This window comes from Arthrobacter sp. fls2-241-R2A-200 (assembly GCF_030209745.1).
Taxonomy (GTDB): Bacteria; Actinomycetota; Actinomycetes; order Actinomycetales; family Micrococcaceae; genus Arthrobacter.
The window spans coordinates 25,123-47,154 of the sequence record NZ_JARVRJ010000008.1 but is presented as its reverse complement, the minus strand read 5'-3'; the positions used below and the strand labels follow the sequence as shown (position 1 = coordinate 47,154).

General features: G+C 64.1%; 22 protein-coding genes and 1 riboswitch. Of the genes, 14 read left to right on the top strand and 8 right to left on the bottom strand.

What is annotated here, in order from left to right; all coding sequences use genetic code 11:
* Nucleotides 1-56: 56 nt before the first annotated feature.
* Complete coding sequence (locus QRN42_RS09020) at nucleotides 57-665, top strand: MarC family protein (RefSeq protein ID WP_284975977.1); 609 nt, start codon at nucleotides 57-59, stop codon at nucleotides 663-665.
* On the opposite strand, the gene QRN42_RS09015 is transcribed toward QRN42_RS09020, so the two are convergent.
* The 4 genes from QRN42_RS09015 to thiE all read right to left on the bottom strand — a co-directional run bounded on the left by QRN42_RS09015 (nucleotide 603) and on the right by thiE (nucleotide 5,748).
* The gene (locus QRN42_RS09015; RefSeq protein ID WP_284978911.1) at nucleotides 603-1,529 is read right to left on the bottom strand and encodes a DNA-methyltransferase; all 927 of its coding nucleotides are present in this window, start codon (nucleotides 1,527-1,529) and stop codon (nucleotides 603-605) included. The genes QRN42_RS09020 and QRN42_RS09015 overlap by 63 nt on opposite strands.
* Nucleotides 1,530-1,537: 8 nt before the next feature.
* Nucleotides 1,538-3,253 (bottom strand): DEAD/DEAH box helicase, encoded by a 1,716-nt coding sequence (locus QRN42_RS09010; RefSeq protein WP_284978909.1) that lies wholly within the window; start codon nucleotides 3,251-3,253, stop codon nucleotides 1,538-1,540.
* Between the two features lie 232 nt (nucleotides 3,254-3,485).
* On the bottom strand, nucleotides 3,486-4,997 hold the full coding sequence (locus QRN42_RS09005) for an RNB domain-containing ribonuclease (RefSeq protein ID WP_284978908.1): 1,512 nt from the start codon (nucleotides 4,995-4,997) through the stop codon (nucleotides 3,486-3,488).
* A gap of 67 nt (nucleotides 4,998-5,064) precedes the next feature.
* Nucleotides 5,065-5,748 (bottom strand): thiamine phosphate synthase, encoded by a 684-nt coding sequence (gene thiE / locus QRN42_RS09000; RefSeq protein ID WP_284978907.1) that lies wholly within the window; start codon nucleotides 5,746-5,748, stop codon nucleotides 5,065-5,067.
* Between the two features lie 26 nt (nucleotides 5,749-5,774).
* A riboswitch (TPP riboswitch) is annotated at nucleotides 5,775-5,891 on the top strand.
* Here thiE and thiO point away from each other — a divergent pair.
* From thiO to QRN42_RS08985, 3 genes are all read left to right on the top strand, one after another.
* Nucleotides 5,884-7,164: a glycine oxidase ThiO gene (gene thiO, locus QRN42_RS08995; RefSeq protein WP_284978906.1), complete on the top strand. Its 1,281-nt coding sequence runs from the start codon at nucleotides 5,884-5,886 to the stop codon at nucleotides 7,162-7,164. It overlaps the preceding riboswitch by 8 nt.
* Nucleotides 7,161-7,397: a sulfur carrier protein ThiS gene (gene thiS, locus QRN42_RS08990; RefSeq protein ID WP_284975983.1), complete on the top strand. Its 237-nt coding sequence runs from the start codon at nucleotides 7,161-7,163 to the stop codon at nucleotides 7,395-7,397. The genes thiO and thiS overlap by 4 nt, the downstream gene beginning before the upstream one ends.
* 3 nt (nucleotides 7,398-7,400) lie before the next feature.
* Nucleotides 7,401-8,228: a thiazole synthase gene (locus QRN42_RS08985; RefSeq protein ID WP_284978905.1), complete on the top strand. Its 828-nt coding sequence runs from the start codon at nucleotides 7,401-7,403 to the stop codon at nucleotides 8,226-8,228.
* Between the two features lie 112 nt (nucleotides 8,229-8,340).
* Here the strand turns inward: QRN42_RS08985 and QRN42_RS08980 are convergent, their stop codons facing one another.
* From QRN42_RS08980 to QRN42_RS08970, 3 genes are read right to left on the bottom strand one after another with little or no spacing between them, the layout of a single operon-like run.
* Nucleotides 8,341-8,643, bottom strand: coding sequence for a cytochrome c-type biogenesis protein (locus QRN42_RS08980; RefSeq protein ID WP_284978904.1), 303 nt, complete (start codon nucleotides 8,641-8,643; stop codon nucleotides 8,341-8,343).
* Nucleotides 8,644-8,687: 44 nt separating this feature from the next.
* On the bottom strand, nucleotides 8,688-8,912 hold the full coding sequence (locus QRN42_RS08975) for a DUF3107 domain-containing protein (RefSeq protein WP_144659727.1): 225 nt from the start codon (nucleotides 8,910-8,912) through the stop codon (nucleotides 8,688-8,690).
* Nucleotides 8,913-8,962: 50 nt separating this feature from the next.
* A complete protein-coding gene (locus QRN42_RS08970; protein WP_284978903.1) occupies nucleotides 8,963-9,697 on the bottom strand; it encodes a TetR/AcrR family transcriptional regulator in 735 nt (244 codons plus the stop codon).
* Nucleotides 9,698-9,703: 6 nt separating this feature from the next.
* Here QRN42_RS08970 and moeB point away from each other — a divergent pair, with 6 nt between their 5' ends.
* Nucleotides 9,704-10,906: a molybdopterin-synthase adenylyltransferase MoeB gene (gene moeB, locus QRN42_RS08965; RefSeq protein ID WP_284978902.1), complete on the top strand. Its 1,203-nt coding sequence runs from the start codon at nucleotides 9,704-9,706 to the stop codon at nucleotides 10,904-10,906.
* A 47-nt stretch (nucleotides 10,907-10,953) separates the two neighbouring features.
* Entirely contained in the window at nucleotides 10,954-11,943 is a 990-nt protein-coding gene (locus QRN42_RS08960; protein ID WP_284978901.1) for an SDR family NAD(P)-dependent oxidoreductase, read from the top strand.
* 16 nt (nucleotides 11,944-11,959) lie between these two features.
* Here the strand turns inward: QRN42_RS08960 and QRN42_RS08955 are convergent, their stop codons facing one another.
* Nucleotides 11,960-13,282: a glutamyl-tRNA reductase gene (locus QRN42_RS08955; protein ID WP_284978900.1), complete on the bottom strand. Its 1,323-nt coding sequence runs from the start codon at nucleotides 13,280-13,282 to the stop codon at nucleotides 11,960-11,962.
* Nucleotides 13,283-13,462: 180 nt separating this feature from the next.
* On the opposite strand from QRN42_RS08955, the gene hemE reads away from it, so the two are divergent.
* The 8 genes from hemE (at nucleotide 13,463) to QRN42_RS08915 (ending at nucleotide 21,984) form a co-directional block, all read left to right on the top strand.
* Complete coding sequence (hemE, locus tag QRN42_RS08950; protein ID WP_284978899.1) at nucleotides 13,463-14,578, top strand: uroporphyrinogen decarboxylase; 1,116 nt, start codon at nucleotides 13,463-13,465, stop codon at nucleotides 14,576-14,578.
* 5 nt (nucleotides 14,579-14,583) lie between these two features.
* On the top strand, nucleotides 14,584-16,074 hold the full coding sequence (gene hemG, locus QRN42_RS08945) for a protoporphyrinogen oxidase (protein ID WP_284979040.1): 1,491 nt from the start codon (nucleotides 14,584-14,586) through the stop codon (nucleotides 16,072-16,074).
* A 78-nt stretch (nucleotides 16,075-16,152) separates the two neighbouring features.
* Entirely contained in the window at nucleotides 16,153-16,854 is a 702-nt protein-coding gene (hemQ, locus tag QRN42_RS08940) for a hydrogen peroxide-dependent heme synthase (RefSeq protein WP_284978898.1), read from the top strand.
* On the top strand, nucleotides 16,851-18,074 hold the full coding sequence (locus tag QRN42_RS08935; RefSeq protein ID WP_284978897.1) for a ferrochelatase: 1,224 nt from the start codon (nucleotides 16,851-16,853) through the stop codon (nucleotides 18,072-18,074). The genes hemQ and QRN42_RS08935 overlap by 4 nt, the downstream gene beginning before the upstream one ends.
* Complete coding sequence (gene hemC, locus QRN42_RS08930; protein ID WP_284978896.1) at nucleotides 18,071-19,069, top strand: hydroxymethylbilane synthase; 999 nt, start codon at nucleotides 18,071-18,073, stop codon at nucleotides 19,067-19,069. Before QRN42_RS08935 ends, hemC begins: the two co-directional genes overlap by 4 nt.
* 19 nt (nucleotides 19,070-19,088) lie before the next feature.
* The gene (locus QRN42_RS08925) at nucleotides 19,089-19,931 is read left to right on the top strand and encodes a uroporphyrinogen-III synthase (RefSeq protein ID WP_284978895.1); all 843 of its coding nucleotides are present in this window, start codon (nucleotides 19,089-19,091) and stop codon (nucleotides 19,929-19,931) included.
* A complete protein-coding gene (gene hemB / locus QRN42_RS08920) occupies nucleotides 19,928-20,908 on the top strand; it encodes a porphobilinogen synthase (protein WP_284978894.1) in 981 nt (326 codons plus the stop codon). The genes QRN42_RS08925 and hemB overlap by 4 nt, the downstream gene beginning before the upstream one ends.
* Nucleotides 20,908-21,984: an LLM class flavin-dependent oxidoreductase gene (locus QRN42_RS08915; RefSeq protein WP_284978893.1), complete on the top strand. Its 1,077-nt coding sequence runs from the start codon at nucleotides 20,908-20,910 to the stop codon at nucleotides 21,982-21,984. Before hemB ends, QRN42_RS08915 begins: the two co-directional genes overlap by 1 nt.
* Nucleotides 21,985-22,032: the final 48 nt, after the last annotated feature.

The following is a 22,032-nucleotide window of genomic DNA, read 5'->3' as shown; positions in this document are numbered from 1 at the left end:
CCGCTGAAACAAGGTAGTCAGGTGGAACACGATACCTGCGCCACAAGGGTGGCCTGATGGACGTCCAACTACTCGCATCCGTGATCGTCACGCTTTTCGTCATTATGGACCCGCCCGGAACGGTGCCCATTTTCATGTCCCTAACGGCTCAAATGTCGGCGAAGGACCGGAACCGTTCTGCCTTCCAGGCTCTCCTGGTAGCCACGGGCGTCATTGTGCTCTTCGCCATTTTCGGGCAGTCGATCCTGAACTACATGCACATCTCGTTGGCCGCCCTTCAAGGAGCGGGCGGATTGCTGCTGGTTTTGATTGCCTTGCAGTTGCTTACGGGGTCCACCAGCGGCGAGGAAAACGCCGCCAAATACAAAAACGTGGCGTTCGTGCCCTTGGGGACCCCGCTGATGGCCGGGCCCGGAGCGATCGTGGCGGTCATGGTTTTCGTTCAGCAGTCCCACGAGGTCTCGCAATACCTTGCCGTGGGATTGGGAATCGTGGTGGTGCTCGCCTCGCTGTACCTCGCCATGCGGTTCGCTGGTCTGGTTCAGCGGGCCTTGGGCGAGAACGGCGTGGAACTGGTCACCAGGATCGCGGGTCTGTTGCTCTCAGCCATCGCCGTGCAGATGATTGCCAACGCCGTGCAGGCGTTCGTCAAAAGTGCTGCTTGAAACGGCTGGATGGAAGGCTGCTTTGGCGCCCAGCCGTTTGCGCATGACGTCAATCGCCTGTTCATTTTGGTCGACGCAGACGAACTTCCGTCCCAGTTTGGCCGCGACCGCGCCCAGGGTTCCTGAGCCTGCAAAGAAGTCCAGGCACCAGTCTCCTTCACGGCTGGAGGCCGAGACGATCCTGCGGACCAAACCTTCGGGCTTCTGGGTGGGGTAGCCGGTTTTCTCGCGGCCCGTCGGCGACACAATGGTGTGCCACCAAACGTCCGTCGGCAGCTTCCCCAGCTCGCGTTTGGCTGGCGTGACGAGCCCCGGGGCCATGTACGGCTCCCGGTCGACCTCTGCGTTGTCGAAGTGGTACCTGGCCGGGTTCTTGACGTAGACGAGGATGTTGTCATGCTTGGTCGGCCAGCGGTTCTTCGCGCGGGCGCCGTAGTCGTACGCCCAAATGATCTCGTTCAGGAAGCATTCCCGGCCGAAGATGGAATCGAGCATCACCTTGGCGTAGTGCACCTCGCGGTAATCGAGGTGAAGGTACAGCGTGCCGTCATCGGCCAAAAGCCGCCAAGCTTCCAAGAGCTTGGGCTCCAGGAAGGACCAGTAGTCGCTGAACGCGTCGTCGTAGCTGTGCAGGGCGCCCTTGATGGTGTCGTAAGAGCGACCCTTGAACCCGACCCGGTCGCCGTCGCCGTCCGCGTTGCGGACCATCCGCGTTTCCTGTCGGCGTTGGACCCGCCCGGTGTTGAAGGGCGGGTCAACATAGATGAGAGTGAAGGCGCCGTCCGGCAGGGTTGGCAGGAAGTCCGCGTTGTCCGCGTGTACCACCAGATTGCTGCCGTCCGGCGCCCAAACAGTGTCAGTCATTGAGGACTTTAGGCCTCGGAGTTGCCGGACTGGGTGCCTGCGGACTCACCGGAAACCACTTCACCGTTGCGGCGGCGCGTGCGGGTACGGCGTGCGCGTACCGGCTTTTCTGCGGCGTCCCCGGAAACCGGTGCCTCGGAGGCAGCTGCTGCTGGAGCCGCTTCGCCTTCGGAGGTACGACGACGGCGGGTGCGGTTGCGTCCGGCGTCCGCCTTTGCTTCGCTTGAGTCGCCGTCCCCGGACTTGCCGGAGCGGCTACGGCCAGCATCGCGGCCCCGGCCGCTGTCACGCCCACCGTCGCGCCCGCCGTCGCGGCCCGATCCGCCCGAGCGTGAGTTCTTCTTGCCCGTTTCCCCGAGGTCCTCGAGAACTTCGGCGTCCACACCGGCAAGGACCCGCTTGTTCCGCGGGAGGCGGCCCTTGGTGCCCTCGGGAATGTCCAGGTCCGCGTAGAGGTGCGGCGAGGAGGAGTAGGTCTCGACCGGCTCGGGAACGCTGAGTCCCAAGGCCTTGTTGATCAGGCCCCAGCGGGGCATGTCGTCCCAGTCCACGAACGTGACGGCAGTGCCCTTGTTGCCTGCGCGGCCGGTGCGGCCAACCCGGTGCAGGTAGATCTTTTCGTCTTCCACGCACTGGTAGTTGATGACGTGCGTGACGTCGTCGACGTCGATGCCGCGGGCGGCGACGTCGGTGGCGACGAGGACGTCCACCTTGTTGTTGCGGAAGGCCCGCAAGGCTTGTTCGCGCGCGCCTTGGCCGAGGTCACCGTGAATGGCTGCCGCAGCGAAGCCGCGGTCCACCAACTCCTCGGCGACCTTCGCGGCGGTGCGCTTGGTCTTGGTGAAAATGATGGTTCGTCCGCGGCCACGGGCCTGCAGGATACGTGCCACGACTTCGGTCTTGTCCATGCTGTGCGCACGGTAGATGAGCTGGCGGATGTCGCGCTTGGTGAGGCCCTCGTCGTCGGGGTCGGCTGCGCGGATGTGGGTCGGCTTGGTCATGTAACGGCGGGCCATCGCGATGACGGGGCCGGGCATGGTGGCCGAGAAGAGCAGGGTCTGACGAACCGCGGGAGTGCCGGCGATGAGTGTCTCGACGTCCGGAAGGAAGCCCAGGTCCAGCATTTCGTCTGCCTCGTCAAGGATCACCATCTTGACGTTCTTCAAGCTCAGGTGCTTCTGCTTATAGAGGTCGATCAACCGGCCGGGTGTACCGACAACAATCTCGACGCCCTTTTGCAGCGCGTCCACCTGGGGCTCGTAGGCCCTTCCGCCGTAGATCGTCGCGATACGTGCATTGCGTTGGCGTGAGGCAGTCTGGAGGTCGTTGGCAACCTGGACCGCGAGTTCACGGGTGGGGACGATCACCAATGCCTGCGGCGCGCCGGGAACTGCGAGCTTGGAGTATCCCGGGTCATCGCGTCCTTCAACCCGTTGCAGGGCAGGGATGCCGAATCCCAACGTCTTACCGGTACCCGTTTTGGCTTGGCCGATGATGTCGTGGCCGCTCAGCGCCACGGGCAAGGTCATGGCCTGGATGGGGAAGGGATGCGTGATTCCGGCGTCGGCCAGAGACGCGACGATGTCGGCGCGGACGTTGAAGTCGGCGAATGTCTTCTCTTCGATCTCGTGGGGCGTCTCGGTGGAGACGATGGTTTCCTCGGGTTCGAGAATTTCGGTGCCGGTGGAGTCGGTGAGGACTTCATGGGTATGCAATTCACTCACAGGGAGTTTCCTTATTCATTTAGGCATTGGCGCTGCATGCTCAACGGGGGCAGCGAAGCCGTTACCGGAGCACGAACGGGCGCACATGCAATTCCAGTGGAAGCCGATCGCGGGCTATCTAGTTACTGGCACTGGTGACCAGCCGGTATATCTCAAGATCGCGTAGGGGCGGGCTTGTTGAGTTCAAAATCATCTGAATCAACGACCGGGCATCCATTACTACTGGCTCAGTCTATCCTCTGGCAGCCTCAAAGCCCGGATCGTCCGTTCCATGGCTTGGCGGGAGCAACTCGAACCTGATCTCGCGATTGGCAATGTCGGCCTGCGTCAGGCGCACCCGGACTTTGGTCCCTGACTCCATTTCACCGTCGCATCGGGCCGTCACGGCCGGATCCGCGATCTGGACGAGGCCGGAAGGGCCGCTCCCGTTGCCGTTTCCGTTTCCGTTGCCTGCTTTGGACCCGGAGATGACCACAGCATCGAATTCCTGGCCGATGAGGTTGGCCACGAGCGCCGCCTCTACCGTGTCAACAGCCAACCGTTCGAGCCGGCCTGCGAGCTGGTCCGAGGTCGCCATGATCTCAGGCAGTGAGGGGAGGGCTTCACGGGCCCAGGCCGGGATTTCCCGCTTGTTGCTGAGGGCCTCGCAGATGACCAGGACGAATCTGTCCACGAGCCTTCGGAGGGGCGCCGTGGCGTGGGCATACGGTGCGCCGATGGCCGCCTGGAGGACCTCTGCGGGAACATCGCCGTCGAAGGGAGTGTAAGCGGCCCCACGGAACAGGGAGCCTGCCGAATGGAGGATGGCCAACTGCTTGGGGTCGGTTGCATCAAGGGTCCGCAGATACTCGCCATAGCTCACCTGGCCGTCCCAAGGCTTGCCGAGGGCCTGTGTTTGCCTCTTGAAATGCAGCAGCGAGCGTTCGTCAGGGGCCGGCATGGTCCGGAGGATCCCCACCTTGCCCGCCAGCATCAGTTGCGCAGCAGCCATCCCTGTCATGAGGGAAATCTGCGCGTTCCAGTCTTCCACGGGCAAAGAGGGGGCGGCTACGATCTTGTACCCGCCGCCGTCGTTCGCTTGGACGATTTCCTGTTCGGGCATGTTCAGGCTGGCCCCGCCACGCAACCGTTCCAGTTCCACCCGCTTGAGGCCGACCTCCTTGAGCAGTTGCAGCGTAGCCGGTGCGGTCCCGGCGTCGATCTGTTGCTGGACGCCGTGATAGTTGAGTTTGGCCCGGCTCCGGACCGTGGCGCGAACCACGGTGACACTGACGACGTCGGCCGCCTGGTCCAGCGCGAAGTTCCACACGAAGGCTCCGCAGTCCTGTCCCTCCAGCAGGCTCCCGGCCTGTTCGCTGATGATTTCCGGGTGCAGCGGAATACGTCCGTCCGGCGCATAGAAGGTCTGGCCCCGGTGGCGGGTCTCCGCGTCAAGGGCACCACCTGGCACGACGAAAGAGGGCACATCGGAGATGGCGTACAGGACCTTGTAGCCGTCTCCGGCACGGTCGATGAACAGCGCTTGATCGAGGTCGGTGGAGGTCGCAGGATCGATGGTGACGAACGGAACATCCCGCATGTCCGCTGCAGGCAACTGGTGGTTTTCCACCGCTTTCCGGGCCTCGGCCACAGCCGCATCCGGATAGGGGCCCGGCAGTTCCAATTCGGTCCTCAGCGCGGCCAGCGCCGCAGCGAGCTGGTCTGTCGGGTCGATGACGTTGGGTGCTATCCGATGATGTGACACGAAAGTCAGGTTAGCCCGAAACGGGCCCGGAGTCTCGAAACCCGGGCAGCATCAATTTGCTGTGCGGCTAAGCGGCGTCCAGCGCTTCGATCAGTGACTTGGCCGCCGTCGTCGGATCAGTGGCTTCGGTGATGGCGCGGACGACGACGACGCGGCTGGCCCCCGCGGCCACCACCTGTTCCACGTTGTCAAGATCGATGCCGCCGATCGCGAACCAGGGCAGCGGTTCGTTCCTCCCAGCCTTCTCCTCCACACGCTTCACGGCTTCTGCGGCATATGTGACCAGCTCCAGTCCGACGGCGGCACGGCCAGGTTTGGTCGGCGTTGCCCAGACCGGGCCAACACAGAAATAGTCCAAGGCTGCCGTGCCCGCAGAAGCGTTGATGGCCGCATCGATCTGCCGGGGATCGTGGCTGGAAAGGCCGATTGCCGTGTTGCCGCCGAGAAGCCCGCGGGCAGCACCCAAGGGGAGGTCTTTTTGCCCGATATGGAACACGGGAGCCCCGGAAACACTGGCGACGTCCGCCCGGTCGTTCACGGCCCATAACCGGCCGTGACGCTCGGCAACCGAACGGAGGATGGCAAGTTTTTCCAGCTCCTCCGCCGCTTCCAAGGTCTTATCCCGCAATTGGATGATGTCCACGCCGCCCTGGAAGGCCGCGTCCACGAAGTCTTCAAAGTCGCCCTGCCTCGCCCGCGCATCAGTGCACAAGTAGAGGCGGGCAGAGGCAATGGCTTGGTGCTGGGTCATGGAACCACAGTAGTTCCTCTAAACTGGGCACGTACTGCGGGAGCCGGAAAACGTCATATGACCGTCCGGCTGAGAGGGCTTCAGCGCCGACCGCTTGACCTGATCCGGCTAGTACCGGCGTAGGGAAGGAAACAGATGGCAGAATCCAGCCACATCCAGGGCGGCGAAGGGCCCCTGCATGCCGACGTCGCCGTGATCGGTGGGGGAGTCATCGGCCTGGGCATCGCCCACGAAGCCCGTCGACTCGGCCGCTCGGTGGCACTCATCGACCCCCGCCCCGCTACCGGAGCGACCTTTGCTGCCGCCGGCATGCTGGCGCCGGTCAGCGAATTGCACTACCAGGAGGAAGCCCTCCTGGAACTCATGCTCGAATCGTCCCGCTTGTGGCCGTCGTTCGCCGCCGGCCTCCCTACAGCTGGCGGGAGCACCGGTTACCGCACGACGTCGACCCTTGCAGTGGGCGCGGACGCGGCGGATCGTCGTGCACTGATGGACCTCCGTTCCGCGCAGCTCGCCGCCGGGCTGGCGGTGGAACCCATGGCCTTGCGGCAGGCGAGGGAGCGTGAGCCGCTGCTGAGTCCACATATTTCCTGCGTCTTTGATATCCCATCCGACCATCAGGTGGATCCACGGAAGCTGGCAGCCTGCCTGTTGGCCCGACTGGCCATGCATTCACCAGCAGACACCACCTGGGTGGCCGGGGCAAGGGACGGATTTGGGGTGGCGTCCGCAGCAACCGGCCTGATGCGGGACGGCGAACGCGTCACCGGCGTCGAACTCGACTCCGGCTCGGTTGTTGTGGCGGAAGAGACGGTGCTGGCCAACGGGCTGGGCGCCCGGCAGTTCCCCGGACTCCCGGACGGGCTGACACTGCCGCTGCGTCCTGTGTATGGCGATATCCTCAGGCTTCGGGTGCCGGAGCACCTCCGGCCTTTGGTCACCTCAACCGTCCGGGGAGTGGTCCGTGGCGTGCCCATTTACATCGTTCCCCGGGATGACGGAACGGTGGTCATTGGGGCAACACAAAGAGAAGACGGATTATCGTCGGGCACCGATGCCGTCTCTGCCGGCGGTGTGTACCAACTCCTGCGGGACGCCCAAGCACTGGTTCCGGCGGTGGCCGAACTCGAACTCCTGGAAGTCACAGCCCGCGCCAGGCCGGGCACCCCGGATAACGCACCGCTCCTTGGGCGCGTCGCCGCTTCCACGGGTCACACTGAAGGGCTGGTCATCGCCACCGGATTCTTCCGCCATGGTGTCCTCCTGACACCAGTCGCCGCCAAGATAGTGGGCGGATTGCTTGATGGCTTCTCGGACCCGCGCTGGTCAATCTTCCGGCCCGACCGGTTCGATCCGCGGCGATCTGGCCTCACGCATTCTGAAAACCCTCAAACGCTCAACCTAGGATCAGCATGAACATCAAACTCAACGGTGCAGACCACGCGGTCGCGGAGGACGCCTCCGTTAGCACGCTCGTCACCGCCATCACAGGGCGGGTCTTGGACCACCGCGGACAGGCTGCCGACGGCGGCAAGCTCGGTGTCGCCGTCGCCCGTAACTCCGAGGTTGTGCCCCGCAGCCAATGGGCTGCAACGGCGCTCGCCGATGGGGACGACGTAGAACTTGTTACCGCAGTCCAAGGAGGCTAAAGCATGACAACGGCATCAACCGCAGCGCAGGAAACAACAACAACGCCGTCTTCCGGCGATCACGATCCCTTGGTAATCGACGGCGTCACGTTCGGCTCTCGACTGATCATGGGCACAGGGGGTGCGCCGAGCCTGGACGGGCTGGGCGCCGCCCTTTTGGCCTCCGGCACGGAACTGACCACTGTCGCCATGCGGCGGTATTCCCCAGCGGAAACCGGCTCGCTGTTCCAACTCCTGGTGGACAACAACATCAAGGTACTGCCCAACACCGCAGGGTGCTTCACGGCAAAAGATGCCATCATGACGGCGGAGCTGGCCCGTGAGGCATTGGAGACCGACTGGGTGAAACTGGAGGTCATTGCCGACGAGCACACGCTGCTTCCGGACGGCGTGGAGCTCGTGGACGCCACCGAACAGCTGGTGAACCGCGGCTTCAAAGTCTTTGCCTACACCAATGACGATCCCGTCCTGGCCCTGCGGTTGGAGACGTTGGGAGCCACAGCAGTTATGCCACTGGGTGCACCCATCGGGACGGGCCTGGGCATCCTGAACCCGCACAATATTGAACTCATTGTTTCCCGCGCGTCCGTTCCCGTGGTCCTCGACGCCGGCATCGGGACAGCCTCGGATGCTGCACTTGCCATGGAACTAGGCTGCGATGCTGTCCTCCTGGCCACAGCCGTCACCCGGGCCCAGAACCCGGTGCAGATGGGCGCGGCGTTCAAACACGCAGTCATGGCGGGAAGGTTGGCGCAACGCGCCGGCCGCATCCCCAAACGTGAACATGCCCTCGCGTCATCGGCCATGGAAGGCCGGGCCGAGTTCCTGTAGAGGCGCGTTCAGCGGACCTGTTAGATGTGCCCGAAGGTGTTGTTGAAGGTGCTTAATAGCCGAGGGCCATCACCCATAAGGTGATGGCCCTCCGCTATTAAGTGAACCGCGGCTAGAGCCGCAATGCCCGGGTGAGCGCAGCAGTGTCGATCTTGGTCCGCGTACGTCCCAGGAAAAGCGCCACGGCCACCGCGGCGATGGTTCCCAACACGATAGGCGCGACCCAAGGAATCCACGTCAGGCCCGGCTGGTATCCCCAGCCGACGCTGATGAAGATGATCCAGGCCAGGGCACCGACGGTGGTCGCGACGCCGGCCGGCAGCACAGTCCCGTATCTACTGTGACGCTTGTCAGCTCCCCACACGATGAAACCAGCGGCAATGGTAGCCAAGACCACGATGACGAGGGAAAGCATGGGCGCTCCTTGTGGGACTGCTGCTGGGTAGGACTGCTGAGCTTCTAGAGTGCGCCGAAGCCGACGCGGCGGACCTCTTCAGCCCCAATTTCGACGTACCCCAAGACGTTGCCGGGGACGATGATCTGGCGGCCCTTCTCATCCGTGAGACGGAGCTCTGAGCCCTTGGACACTGCCTCGGCCACAATCTTGGCCACAGCGTCAGCATCGAGGGCCGATTCGAGCACGATTTCGCGGCCGACGTTCTGAATGCCGATCTTTACTTCCACAGCAAGGCCTCCAAGCCAATCAAGTGTTAGGTCTGTCCTCTATTTGTAGCCTAGGACTCTTTAGGGAAACGACTGATTCCGCGCCAAGCTAAACGATAGATCAGGTCGCTGGCCACATCGAGGTCCAGGTTACCGTCGGTTTCCAGCCAGTACCGGGCGCTGACCTGCGCCATGCCGGCGAGCCCACGCCCCAGGAGCTGGGCCTCCAGCGGAGGCAGCTTGGTGTCTTCGGCGATCACGTGTGCGACGGCGTCGGCGAAGGTCTTGTTGAACGTCTCCAAGCGCGAACTGACATCGGGATCGTTGATGAGGTCCGATTCGAACACCAAACGGTGGGCTTGGTCGTCGTCGGCAATGAACCTGTAGTACGCACGCATGACGGCCTTGACGCGCTCTTTGTTATCCGTAGTGGAGTTCAGGGCGCTGAGCATGAGCTCGGTCAGGGTGGCCAGATGGCTGTCCAGGAGAGCCATATACAGTTCGCGCTTGGACGGGAAGTGCTGGTACAGAACGGGCTTGCTGACGCGAGCTGTCTCTGCGATCTCATCCATGGCGGCCCCGTGGAAACCGTTGGACACAAAAACCTCCAGGGCGGCGTTGAGCAACTGTGCCCGACGTTCGTCCCTTGGCAACCTGGGTGACCGGGGCGATCCTGCCCGGTCCGGCTTCGCTGCTGCCCCATCGTTTGCCCGTGTGCCGTCAGCCACAGTCAGCCGCCTTTCCCTTGCAGTTATGACCACTCTACCGGTGGGTAATATGACCTGGCGGCATCGGCGGGCATACATTGGGGTATGGCCTCAATTGTTGCTGCCCACTCCGCTGCGCCCGCTGTCCTGCCACCCCTTGTTGAACCGGCCGCCGGGCTTACGCCGGCCGAGGTTGAGCGATATTCGCGCCATCTCATCATTCCGGAAATTGGCGCTGTAGGCCAACGCAGGCTTAAGAACGCCAGGGTCCTCGTCATCGGCGCGGGAGGGCTGGGCTCGCCCGCTTTGTTGTACCTGGCCGCCGCAGGCGTGGGAACCTTGGGAATCGTGGACGACGACGACGTTGACCTCAGCAACCTGCAACGGCAGGTCATCCATGGCGTCAAGGACGTGGGGACGCCCAAGATCGAGTCCGCACGCAAGGCAATCGCCGAGCTCAACCCCCTGGTCAACGTGGTCACCCACAATGTTCGCCTCGATTCCTCCAACGCGCTGGAGCTGTTCGCCCAGTACGATCTCATCCTCGATGGCGCAGACAACTTCGCCACCCGGTACCTCGTGAACGACGCCGCGGCCATTCTCGGCAAGCCCTACGTGTGGGGATCCATCTTCCGCTTTGACGGCCAAGTGAGTGTCTTTTGGGCCGAGCACGGGCCCAGCTACCGGGATCTTTATCCCGAGGCGCCTCCCGCCGGCTCGGTGCCGTCCTGTGGTGAAGGTGGCGTTTTTGGCATGCTGTGCGCCGCCGTCGGTTCCCTGATGGTGACCGAAGCCGTGAAGCTGATCACCGGCGTCGGGCGTTCGCTGCTGGGCAGGGTGGCGCTCTTTGACGCCTTGGGCGGCAGCTGGCGGGAAATTAAGGTGTCCAAGGACCCGGAAGCTGAACCGGTCACGGAGTTGACCGACTATGAGGCCTTCTGCGGTATCACGCCTCCTGCACCGACAGACCAGGATCACACTGTCTCCGCCAAGGATCTCGCGGCCATGCTCGCCGAACGTGATGCAGGTGACCGGGACTTTGACCTGGTGGATGTACGCGAGTCCGGGGAACACAGCATTGTCAGCATCGACGGCTCGGTCCTCATTCCTCAGGGCCGAATACTTTCCGGTGAAGCGTGGGTGGAGCTGCCCCAGGATAGGGACATCGTGTTCCACTGCAAGGCAGGGACGCGCTCGGCTGCCGTGTTGGAGGCTGCGCGCAAGGCCGGCTATACCCGGGTCAGCCATCTCGACGGCGGCATCCTCGCCTGGGTTCGGGACATCGAGCCGGAGAAACCTGTCTACTGATCGTTTATTGGTTGCCCACCCTCTGCGCCATCTGGGAAGCTCAACGCATGATCAACGAATCGAACATCACCCCGCAGTTGCCCATCCATTCCGGCTTCGGCCATGGCTCGACTGCTTCGGACGTTATCGCCGGCATTGATTTGTCGGGGAAGACAGCCATCGTTACAGGTGGCTACTCGGGCCTCGGCTTGGAAACCGTGAAGGCTTTGGCCTCCGCTGGAGCGGAGGTCACGGTTCCCGCCCGGCGCCCCGATCATGCCCGCACCGTGCTGGCCGCGGCAGGGGTGGGCGATACTGTGGTGGTTGAAGCCCTTGACCTGGCAGACCAGTCAAGCGTCAAGGATTTTGCGGCCCGGTTCCTGGCATCGCACAGCACCTTGGACATCCTGATCAACAATGCAGCCATCATGGCCAGCCCTGAGCAGCGTTTGGGTCCGGGCTGGGAAGCGCAGTTTGCCACCAACCATTTAGGGCACTACACCTTGGTCAACTTGCTGTGGCCGGCCCTGGTTGCCTCCGGAAATGCCAGGGTTGTGTCGCTGTCCTCAACCGGCCACAAGCTGTCCTCGATCCGTTTTGACGACATCAACTTTGCCGGTGGCTACGACAAGTGGAAAGCCTATGGCCAAGCAAAAACAGCCAACGCCTTGTTCGCCGTGGAGTTGGACAGGTTGGGCCGGGACTCGGGCGTGCGCGCTTTCGCGGTGCATCCAGGGGGCATCATGACCGAACTCCAACGGCACCTGCCCAAGGAGGAGATGGTGGCCGCCGGGTGGATGGATGCCGAAGGGAACGTCCGCGAGGGCTTCAAGACACCGGAGCAAGGAGCGGCCACCTCCGTGTGGGCGGCAACGTCACCGGCTCTGGACGGCCATGGCGGGGTCTACTGCGAAGATTGCGACATCGCCAATCCCACGGACCCTGAATCGCCCCTCGCCAGGTACCAAGGAGTAGATGCCCACGCGATCGATAAAGCCGATGCACGGAAGCTGTGGGAACTCTCTGCAGAGATGACCGGCGTGAACGCGTTCGCCTAACCGGTAATTTAGCCGGTTATGCGGTCTCGGAGCGGAGTTCCTGGTGGTCCACCGGGCACTCCGCGGCCGGGGCGGGGGACTGCGGCTGCTCTACCTGAATTCCATAAAGAGCCTCAAGCGCCGCGACGTACTCCTCCTGCTGGCCGTTCGCTGCAAGCTCGCGTGCGCGAACAGTGGGAATATGCAGGAGTTGCTTGACCATGCGGCGGAGCGCAAACTCCACCTCCTCGGCTGCAGCGGTGCAGCCATGCCGGGCGCGGACCTTTTCCATCTCTGCGTCCAGGACATTCATGGTGTGCCGGCGCAGTGCCACAATGGCCGTGTCCACTGAACGGGCTTCACGCTCGGACTCGAATGACTGGGCGGCCTTGGTCACTATGGAACTGGCCTGCGTCAGGGATTCGGCTTGCTCCTGGGGTGCGGCAAGGCGCACGGACTCAAGGGTGAGGAGCTCGACGTCGTCAAGCTCGCCAACCGCAGGATCGAAATCGTGGGTGAGGGCAAGGTCGATGGCGATCAGCGGCTTGCCGGAGTTGGCACGGACACGGGCGAGGTCTTGAGCCTCGACTTGGTTGTCCGAGCCGCTGCAGCCAATCATGACGTCGGCCTCCGCAACGGCAGCCGGAAGGGAGTCGGCGTCGAGCGCCGTTCCGCCGCGCGTGGCGACGAATCCCTCGGCGCGTCCGGAGGACGAGTAAACGGAGATGTCCGTGCAACCCCGTTCGCGCAGCAGGGACATCGTGGCGCCGGCATAGGCGCCGGTCCCGAAGACCACGACTTTCTTGGTTGACCAATCGTCGTTCTCAGCCAGGTCCGTGGCGAGGTCCAAGGCAACGGAAACGATGGAAAGTCCGCGCGAACCAAGGGCGGTTTGGGCACCCACGTCCTTGGCGGTCTTGGAAGCAGCCTGGAAGAGCCGCACGAGGCCCGAGCTCGCAGTACCTTTTTGCTGGGCGCTGATGAGTGCCCGGCGGACTTGCCCGGCGATTTCACGTTCCCCCACCACGGCAGAGTCCAATCCGGCGCTGACGGCAAAGAGGTGCCGGGTGACGTCGGGGCCCACATGGGTGGAGAAGGAGCGGGAGACCATCTGCTCGTTGAGGCCGCTGAGTTCGCTGATCTGCGAAACGAGGGCTGAACGGGCCGCTTCAAGGTCGGCGGCGCTGGACGTTTCGCCGTATACCTCGTAGCGATTGCAGGTGGCCAAGACCACTGCTCCGGAAACCTCAGGGGAATCCGTCAGGGTTGCAGAGGCAAGCTCGGAGGAACCGTTGCTCAGTTGAGCGACGGTTTCGAGATCGATGTCGGCGTGTGTAGCCACCAATGAGAAAAGAACCACAGCAAACCCATCATAGCTTTTTCGTAGGCTGGTAGAACAATACGGGACCGTGGCAATCCACACGGGAGGCAGTGACGCCCGCCACGCCGGGGATCGCATCCGAAGCCCGGTCCGGGCTTCAACCTGGACGTGACAGGCTGTCGTTATCTTTTGCCGGCGATTTTGGGGACAATCGTAGGCATGACTTCTAGCCCGGCAGCACCCCAGAGTACGGCCACCAGCGTTCCAGCCGGAGTTCTCGGCGCAACCCATCCGCTGATGGATGGCCGCACCTCGGACTCTCCGCTGATCACGGCTTACCGTGGCGGCAAGCCCTCCCGCCGTCCCGTATGGTTCATGCGCCAGGCCGGACGTTCCTTGCCGGAATACCTCAAGGTCCGTGAGGGAGTCGCCATGCTGGACTCTTGCCTACGCCCTGAACTGGCGTCCGAGATCACGCTTCAGCCGGTGCGCCGCCACGATGTGGACGCCGCAATCTTCTTTTCGGACATCGTTATCCCCTTGAAGCTCGCCGGCGTCGGCGTGGACATCGTTCCCGGCGTCGGGCCTGTCTTGGACAAGCCGGTCCGCACCGCAGCGGATGTTGCGGCCTTGCCCACGCTGACGTGGGAGGCCCTTGAGCCTATTCGTGAGGCCGTACGCCTGACGGTCGCGGAATTGGGCTCCACGCCGCTCATCGGCTTCGCCGGTGCGCCTTTTACGCTTGCCGCCTACATGGTGGAAGGTAAGCCGTCCCGGGACCACTTGGGGCCACGGACCATGATGCACGCCGATCCGGAAACCTGGACGGCTCTGGCCAACTGGGCGGCCGACGCCTCCGGACTCTTCCTCCAGGCGCAACTCGAAGCCGGTGCCTCAGCAGGCCAGCTCTTTGACTCATGGGCCGGATCCCTGGGACTGGCAGATTACGTCAAGTACGTTGCACCAGCCTCGGCCCGCGCGCTGGACCATGTCCGCGGCCTCGGCGCACCCCTGGTTCACTTCGGTACCGGCACGTCCGAATTGTTGGTGGCCATGCGCGACGTCGGCGTTGACGTTGTCGGCGTCGATTACCGCCTTCCGCTGGATGAGGCGAACCGTCGCCTGGGCGGTACCGTCCCCCTGCAAGGCAACATCGACCCGGCCCTCCTGTCCGCTCCGTGGCACGTCCTGGAGGCCCACGTTCGCGAGGTCATTGCCGCTGGTGCCCACGCCCCGGGCCACGTCCTCAACCTTGGCCACGGAGTTCCGCCGGAAACGGATCCTGCTGTTCTGACCCGCGTGGTGCAGCTGATCCACTCGATCCCCGCGGAGTAGCCATGATGCGCGGGGAGCATGTCACCGCCAAAAAAGGCACACACGGACCCACCGCAGTGGTGGTGGGTGGCGGAATATCCGGCCTGATAGCGGCGCGCGAACTTGCCAGGGCCGGACATTCGGTCACCGTCCTTGAAGCAACCGACGCCTGGGGTGGTTGCGTCGGCAGCCACGTCGTTGCCGGGCTGCAGTTGGACAGCGGAGCGGAGTCCTTCGCCACCAGATCCACCGCGGTGGCGGACCTCGCCCGCGAGCTCGGCCTGGGGGATGCCATCGTGGCCCCGCACCCCGGCGGTGCGTGGGTGCAACTTCCGGATGGGCCACAAGAGCTCCCCAAAACGGGCGTTCTCGGTATCCCGGCGAACCCTTGGGATCCTGAAGTCCGGCGTTCGCTGGGGCTCATTGGTGCACTCAGGGCCTCACTTGATCGATGGCTTCCGGCCTCCCTGGGAACTTCCGCTGATGTTACGAGCGTCGCGGCGCTGGTGCGGGCCAGGATGGGCCGCAGGGTACTGGAGCGTTTGGTCGCACCAGTGGTCGGTGGCGTTCATTCGGCAGACCCGGCCCTGCTGGATGTTGACATGGTTGCCCCTGGCTTGCGGGCAGGCCTCCGGGCACAGGGTTCCTTGGCTGCCGCTGTTGCTGCGCAACGTCAAGCTGCCGGCAAGAAAGCCGCGCCTGGGCCTGGGCCGGGGCCTGGTTCCGTGCCGGCAAAGGCGGGCTCCGCCGTCGCCGGTTTGAAGGGCGGCATGAACACTTTGGTGACAGCGTTGGTCGCCGACCTCCGCCGGCGCGGGGTCGAACTGCTGCTTTCCACGCGTGCTACCGGAGTGCTGAAGACGCAGGACGGCTGGAGGGTCACCGCGGGTACCGAAACGTTCGACGCCGGCAGGCTGGTAGTTGCGCTCGACGGCCCGGCCGCCGTCGGCCTGTTGCAGGAGTCCCTGCCCGCCTTGTCCGTTCTCCGCCCGGCGCCGGGGCCGCTGGTAAGCCTCGTGACGCTGGTAGTCGACCTGCCGGAGTTGGATAGCCGTCCGCGTGGCACGGGAGTGCTCGTGGCGCCGGAAACGCCGGGCATCATGGCTAAAGCGCTGACCCACGCTACGGCAAAGTGGGATTGGCTTGCCGATGAGGCTGGTCCCGGCACGCACGTCCTCCGCCTGTCCTACGGGCGCCGCGAGGAGGCGGGAGGATCGGCCGATATCGTCCTGGATGACGAATCGCTGCTCCAGGCCGCCTTGGCGGATGCTTCCGCGCTGTTGACCGTTCCCGTGTCCCGGACGGACATTGTGGGTTGGGATGTGGTCCGTTGGGCGGGGGCGTTGCCCTTTGCGGCAGTCGGTCACAAACAGCGTGTTGCTGAGGTGCGCAAAGTGTGCGCGGAGGTGGGAGGCCTGACGCTTGTTGGCGGGTGGCTGGCTGGAAATGGCTTGGCCGCAGTGGTGGCAGATACACGCGCCCAGCTTGCCGTCGACCGCCTGACGCCTTCCCGCTGAGTATGATTTACATCACTTCTACGTCTTGTAGAACTAGTTCGTTTCGACTTAGCGGCCAGCGCGGGGCAAACTTGAACCATGAGCCACACTTCTGCCGAATCTGTCACTAAAACTGCCGGGCCCGAAGAGCAGTTCTTCACGCTTTGGACGGTCTTCAAGCGCTCGTCCGACGTCCTGCGCAGCGGCGAGGCTGCCCAGGAATTCGAGGCCCTCACAGGATCGCTCGCAGAGGGCGGAGTGGTGCTGCGAGGCAGCTATGACGTGTCGGCAATGCGCTCGGATGCGGACATCATGGTGTGGCTCCACGGCGCGAAGCCGGAAGACCTGCAGGCCGCCGTCCGTTCCATCCGCCGCAGCAAGCTGTTCGCGGGCACCGAGATCGTCTGGTCCGCCATGGGCGTGCACCGTGAAGCCGAATTCGCCAAGAACCACGTGCCGGCATACGCGCGCGGCGTTGAGCCCAGCACTTGGCTCTGCGTCTACCCCTTCGTCCGCTCTTACGAGTGGTACATCCTTCCGGCAGAAGAACGCGGCAAGATGCTCCGTGACCACGGCATGCTCGGCCGTGACTTCCCCCAAGTCATCTCCAACACGGTCTCCTCCTTCGCTTTGGGGGACTGGGAGTGGATCCTCGGCCTCGAGGCACCGGAACTGGTCGACCTCGTTGACCTGATGCGCCACCTTCGCGCCACTGATGCCCGCAACCACGTCCGGGAAGAAATTCCGTTCTACACCGGCCGCCGCGTGACGGCCGCCGAGATTGCCGAGGTCCTGGCATGAGTGAGCTCACCATTTCCACTGAGCCGAACCAGGTAACCGAGCGCGGCCGACAAGAACCCAAGCAGTACGACGCCGTGTTGCTCGCCTCTTTCGGTGGCCCCGAAGGCCAGGAAGACGTGATCCCGTTCCTGCGCAACGTCACCCGTGGCCGCGGCATCCCCGATGAGCGCTTGGAAGAGGTCTCCCACCATTACCGCGCTTTTGGTGGAATCAGCCCCATCAACCAGCAGAATCGTGAGCTGAAGGCTGCGATCGAGGCAGAACTGTCCAAGCGCCGCATCGAGCTGCCGGTACTGTGGGGCAACCGGAACTGGGAGCCCTACATCGCCCCGGTCCTGCAGGACGCCTACGACGCCGGCCACCGCCGCATCCTGATGCTCACCACCAGCATCTACTCCTGCTACTCCAGCTGCCGCCAGTATCGGGAAGACATCGGGCTGGCACTGACGGAAACCGGCCTGGACGGGAAGCTCCAGGTGGACAAGATCCGGCAGTACTTTGACCACCCGGGCGTGGTTCAGCCGTTTATCGAAGGCACCACGGCAGGTCTGGCAGAGGTCCGCGGCAAGCTTGCTGCTGCCGGCGAAGCCGACCCCGACTCGAAGATCCGCGTTCTGTTCGCCACGCACTCCATCCCCACCCGGGACGCTGAAGCTGCGGGAAAGTCCGACGACGAGCCCCGCGAGTTCGCCGAAGGGTCCGCCTACGCCGCCCAGCACCTGGCCAACGCCAAGGCCATCATGGACGTTGTTGCCCCGAACGTCGCTTGGGACCTCGTGTACCAGTCGCGTTCCGGTGCGCCGCACATTCCCTGGCTGGAGCCCGACATCAATGACCACCTTGAGGAGATCGCTCCCCAGGGTGTGCGCGGCGTCGTCATCGTGCCCCTCGGGTTCGTCAGCGACCACATGGAAGTGGCCTGGGACCTCGACACCGAGGCACTGGAAACGTGCAAGAACCTCAACATCGAAGCAACCCGCGTTCCAACCCCCGGTACCCATGCCGCCTTCGTCTCCGGCTTGGTGGACCTCATCTGCGAACGCACGGCGGAGAACAATATTGCCGAACGCCCCCACGTCACCGATCTCGGGCCGTGGTACGACGTGTGCCGTCCCAACTGTTGCGAGAACTTCCGTGGTGCCAAGCCGGTCATCGCCGAGGTTGGTACCAGGATCGGACTCGACCACGACGAGTACCCCGCAGCCGAGGCAGCCAAGTGACCGTTCGCATCGGCACCAGGGCCAGCAAACTGGCTTTGACGCAGACGCAGCAGACCGCCGATAAGTTGGCAGCTGTTGGTGGCTTCCCGGTAGACCTGGTGCACATCAGGACCGAGGGCGACGTCAAAACCGGCTCCCTCTCCCAGATGGGAGGCACCGGCGTGTTTGTAGCGGCTTTGCGTGACGCGTTGTTGGCTGAGACCTGCGATGTTGCCGTGCACTCCCTCAAGGATCTCCCAACCGGGGCCGCACCCGGGTTGAGTATTGCTGCAACGCCCAAGCGTGTGGATGTCAGGGACGTGCTGTGCGCACGCGATGGCATGACGCTCGCTGAACTCCCGGGCGGAGCGAAGGTGGGCACAGGTTCTCCACGCCGGGCAGCCCAGCTGAGAGCCGCGCGCCCGGACATTGAAGTCCTCGATATCCGCGGCAACGTGGATACGCGTCTGGGACGCGTCCCGGGGCTGCCCGGAAACACCACGGCTGAGGTTGTTCCCGGCAAGTCCTGCGACCTCGACGCCGTGGTCCTCGCCGCTGCGGGACTGGAGCGAATGGACCGCTTGGACACCGTGAGCGAGTTCTTCGGTACTGATCTCATGCTGCCCGCGCCCGGTCAAGGCGCGCTCGCCATCGAGTGCCGCACCGTAGACGCACCGCCCCAAGCAGGATCCACCGAGGGCTCCAATGGTGTGTTGGCCCAGGCCCTGGCCGCACTGAACGACGACGACACCCGGCTGGCCGTCACGGCCGAACGCGCAGTGCTTGCCAGGCTTGAAGCGGGGTGCGCGGCCCCCGTGGGCGCCTATGCGTTCCGTAAGGGCAGCATGCTGCACTTGGAAGCGGCCGTGTGCGCCGTGGACGGCACCAAGATCGTGCGTGAAAAGAAGGCGACAGACGGCCTGACAGTTGTGGGCGCGACGTTGCTGGGCATCGAAGTGGCGGAATTGCTGCTGGCGGCAGGTGCCGCGGAGATCGCGGATCTTGCCGCTTCCTAAGCCTTCGGCTACCTCAGCTGTGACCGGTCGGCGCATCCTGATCACCAGGACCGCCGACCGGGCCAAGCCCCTGGCTTCGCTCCTCGGAAACCTGGGCGCGGAGCCCCTGCTGCTGCCACTGATCGACTTCGAGCGGGCCCAAGACCAAGCATCCCTGGACGCCGCCATGGACGCGCTTGCCGCCGGCGGCTTTGACTGGCTGGTGGTCAGCAGCAGCACCACGGTGCGTGCGCTGATGGAGAACGCGGCGGGACGCGGCGCCGCCCTGGTCGACCTTATTCCCGCTGGAACCCAGGTGGCCACCGTTGGTGCCTCGACCCAACGCGTCCTCGAATCAGTCGGCCTCCGGGTTGCTTTGGCGCCCTCGGAGACCCAATCCGCCGAGGGCCTGCTTGCCCTGTGGGATCCTGCACCGGCACGGGTCTTCCTGCCGCAGGCCGACCTCGCCGCACCGGGCCTTCGGCAGGGATTGGCAGCACGGGGCGCGGACGTCACCGCCGTCACCGCGTACCACACCGTCGATTTCCCGGCGAGCGAGGAACGGCGCCTGACCGCTGAGCTGCCGGCCGGCGTCGTGCCTTCCGAAACAAGTACCCTTGTCCTCACGCCGCTGGAGGTTGGTCACGAGCTCGAGGCCGGAAGGATAGATGCTGTTGTAGCTGCGTCGCCCAGCGCCGTGCGTCGCATCGCCGGCCTTTTTCCCCAGCTGGCTGGCTGCTGCTTCATCGCGATAGGACCTCCGACGGCGGCAGCGGCCTCCGCGCTGGGCATCACTGTTGCGGCCATCGCCCCACAACCAACTCCGGACGGCATCGTGTCCGCCCTCGAATCTGTTTTCGCCAACGAAGGGAACCTGCCATGAGCTTTCCGAACCACCGCCCCCGCCGCCTGCGCACAACACCGGCCATGCGGCGGCTCATTGCCGAAAACCGCCTCGCGCCGGCAGACCTGATCCTCCCTGCCTTCATCCGCGAGGGCCTCACCGAGCCCAGTCCCATCAGTTCCATGCCCGGCGTTGTCCAACACACCACGGAGTCGTTGAAGCGGGCGGCTGCTGAGGCCGTGGAGCTGGGTGTCGGTGGCATCATGCTGTTCGGTGTACCTGCAGTACGCGACGCGCGGGGAACCGCTTCGCTTGACCCGGACGGCGTCCTGAACAAGGCCATCCGCGATGTCAGGGCCGAAGTGGGCGACGACCTGGTGGTGATGAGTGATGTTTGTCTTGACGAATTTACCGATCACGGCCACTGCGGAGTCTTGGATGATGACGGATATGTGGATAACGATGCCACGCTCGCCATCTACGGACAGATGGCTGTGGCCCAGGCTGATGCCGGTGCGCATGTCCTGGGGCCTTCGGGCATGATGGACGGACAGATCGCCGTGATCCGCCAGGCCCTGGAAGAGTCCGGGCACAAGAACACGGCAGTCGTGGCCTACGCGGCAAAGTACGCGTCCGCTTTTTACGGGCCGTTCCGCGAAGCCGTTGACTCCCAATTGAAGGGGGACCGGCGGACGTACCAGATGGATGCGGCCAACCGTCGCGAGGCCATCCTGGAAGTTGAGCTGGACCTTGAGGAAGGTGCGGACATGGTCATGGTCAAGCCGGCCATGAGCTACCTGGATATCCTGGCCGACGTTGCCGCCATGAGCCCTGTGCCTGTCGCGGCCTACCAGATCTCAGGTGAGTACGCCATGATCGAAGCGGCAGCCGCCAACGGCTGGATCGACCGGCGCGGCGCGATCACTGAGTCCGTGCTCGGGATCAAACGGGCCGGAGCGGATAACATCCTTACCTACTGGGCCACCGAATTGGCAGGTTGGCTGAAGGAGTCCTGATGAGCGCCGTACCCACCGATCCTTCGGCCCCCGTTGGTGCCAACCGGATCCTGCTTGGAGTGAACACTTTCGGTGACGCAGGGCTCGACGCCGACGGGAACCTGAAGGAGCACGCGCAAGTACTGCGTGAGTTGCTGGAAGAAGCCAAGTTGGCCGACGCCGTCGGAATCCACGCTTTTGGCGTGGGGGAGCACCACCGCCGCGATTTCGCGGTGTCCGCGCCTGAGGTCTTCCTTGCCGCCGCCGCTGCGGTGACGTCCCGGATCCGGCTGGGCTCCGCCGTGACGGTGCTGAGCTCGGATGACCCCATCCGCGTCTTCCAACGGTTTGCCACGGTGGATGCGTTGTCCAACGGCCGGGCCGAAGTGATGCTTGGCAGGGGCTCGTTCGTGGAGTCGTTTCCGCTTTTTGGCCTGGACCTGGCCGATTATGAGGTCTTGTTCGAGGAAAAGCTGGAACTCTTCGACAAAGTGCGGGCCCAAAAGCCCATCCACTGGGAAGGGCGGACCCGTCCCAACGTGAGCGGGCTCCAGGTGTATCCGCGGCTGCAGCACCATCTACTGCCAGCGTGGATCGGCGTGGGAGGGACGCCCGAATCCGTGCTGCGCTGCGCCGAATATGGCTATCCGATCATCTTCGCGATCATCGGAGGGGAGCCGCGCCGGTTCGCCCCGCTGGTAAACCTTTACCGGGACGCGATGGCAAAGTACGGCCACCCGATGAGGCAAATTGCCACCCACTCCCCAGGATTCATTTCGGACACCGATGAGGCCGCCCGCGAGGAACTATTCCCGCACTGGCTCGCCCAACGCAACAGGATCGGCGCGGAGCGCGGCTGGGGCCCGGGCAACCGCGGCGAGTTCGATGCAATGTGTGGCCCCGAGGGTGCCCTCTACGTGGGATCTCCCGAAACGGTCGCCCAAAAGATTGCCTTGCTCAAGCGCAACCTCGGAGTGGACCGCTTCGACCTCAAATACAGCAACGGCACACTGCCACATCAATCCATGATGCGGTGCATAGAGCTATACGGCACCGAAGTGGCGCCTCGGGTTGCCGAGTTACTGGCCGCAGCCTAGTCACGGCGCTGCCCGGTGGTTCTGCCACTGGCCGTATTGCTCCTGAAT

Bases quoted from the DNA above. Each gene is read 5' to 3' on its own strand.
- hemE (WP_284978899.1), top strand. From the start codon at position 13,463: ATGACTTCTAGCCCGGCAGCACCCCAGAGTACGGCCACCAGCGTTCCA.
- QRN42_RS08970 (WP_284978903.1), bottom strand. From the start codon at position 9,697: ATGTATGCCCGCCGATGCCGCCAGGTCATATTACCCACCGGTAGAGTG.
- hemB (WP_284978894.1), top strand. From the start codon at position 19,928: ATGAGCTTTCCGAACCACCGCCCCCGCCGCCTGCGCACAACACCGGCC.
- moeB (WP_284978902.1), top strand. From the start codon at position 9,704: ATGGCCTCAATTGTTGCTGCCCACTCCGCTGCGCCCGCTGTCCTGCCA.
- QRN42_RS08980 (WP_284978904.1), bottom strand. From the start codon at position 8,643: ATGCTTTCCCTCGTCATCGTGGTCTTGGCTACCATTGCCGCTGGTTTC.
- thiE (WP_284978907.1), bottom strand. From the start codon at position 5,748: ATGACCCAGCACCAAGCCATTGCCTCTGCCCGCCTCTACTTGTGCACT.
- QRN42_RS08915 (WP_284978893.1), top strand. From the start codon at position 20,908: ATGAGCGCCGTACCCACCGATCCTTCGGCCCCCGTTGGTGCCAACCGG.
- thiS (WP_284975983.1), top strand. From the start codon at position 7,161: ATGAACATCAAACTCAACGGTGCAGACCACGCGGTCGCGGAGGACGCC.
- QRN42_RS09020 (WP_284975977.1), top strand. From the start codon at position 57: ATGGACGTCCAACTACTCGCATCCGTGATCGTCACGCTTTTCGTCATT.
- thiO (WP_284978906.1), top strand. From the start codon at position 5,884: ATGGCAGAATCCAGCCACATCCAGGGCGGCGAAGGGCCCCTGCATGCC.
- hemG (WP_284979040.1), top strand. From the start codon at position 14,584: ATGCGCGGGGAGCATGTCACCGCCAAAAAAGGCACACACGGACCCACC.
- hemQ (WP_284978898.1), top strand. From the start codon at position 16,153: ATGAGCCACACTTCTGCCGAATCTGTCACTAAAACTGCCGGGCCCGAA.
- QRN42_RS08985 (WP_284978905.1), top strand. From the start codon at position 7,401: ATGACAACGGCATCAACCGCAGCGCAGGAAACAACAACAACGCCGTCT.
- QRN42_RS08935 (WP_284978897.1), top strand. From the start codon at position 16,851: ATGAGTGAGCTCACCATTTCCACTGAGCCGAACCAGGTAACCGAGCGC.
- QRN42_RS09015 (WP_284978911.1), bottom strand. From the start codon at position 1,529: ATGACTGACACTGTTTGGGCGCCGGACGGCAGCAATCTGGTGGTACAC.
- QRN42_RS08960 (WP_284978901.1), top strand. From the start codon at position 10,954: ATGATCAACGAATCGAACATCACCCCGCAGTTGCCCATCCATTCCGGC.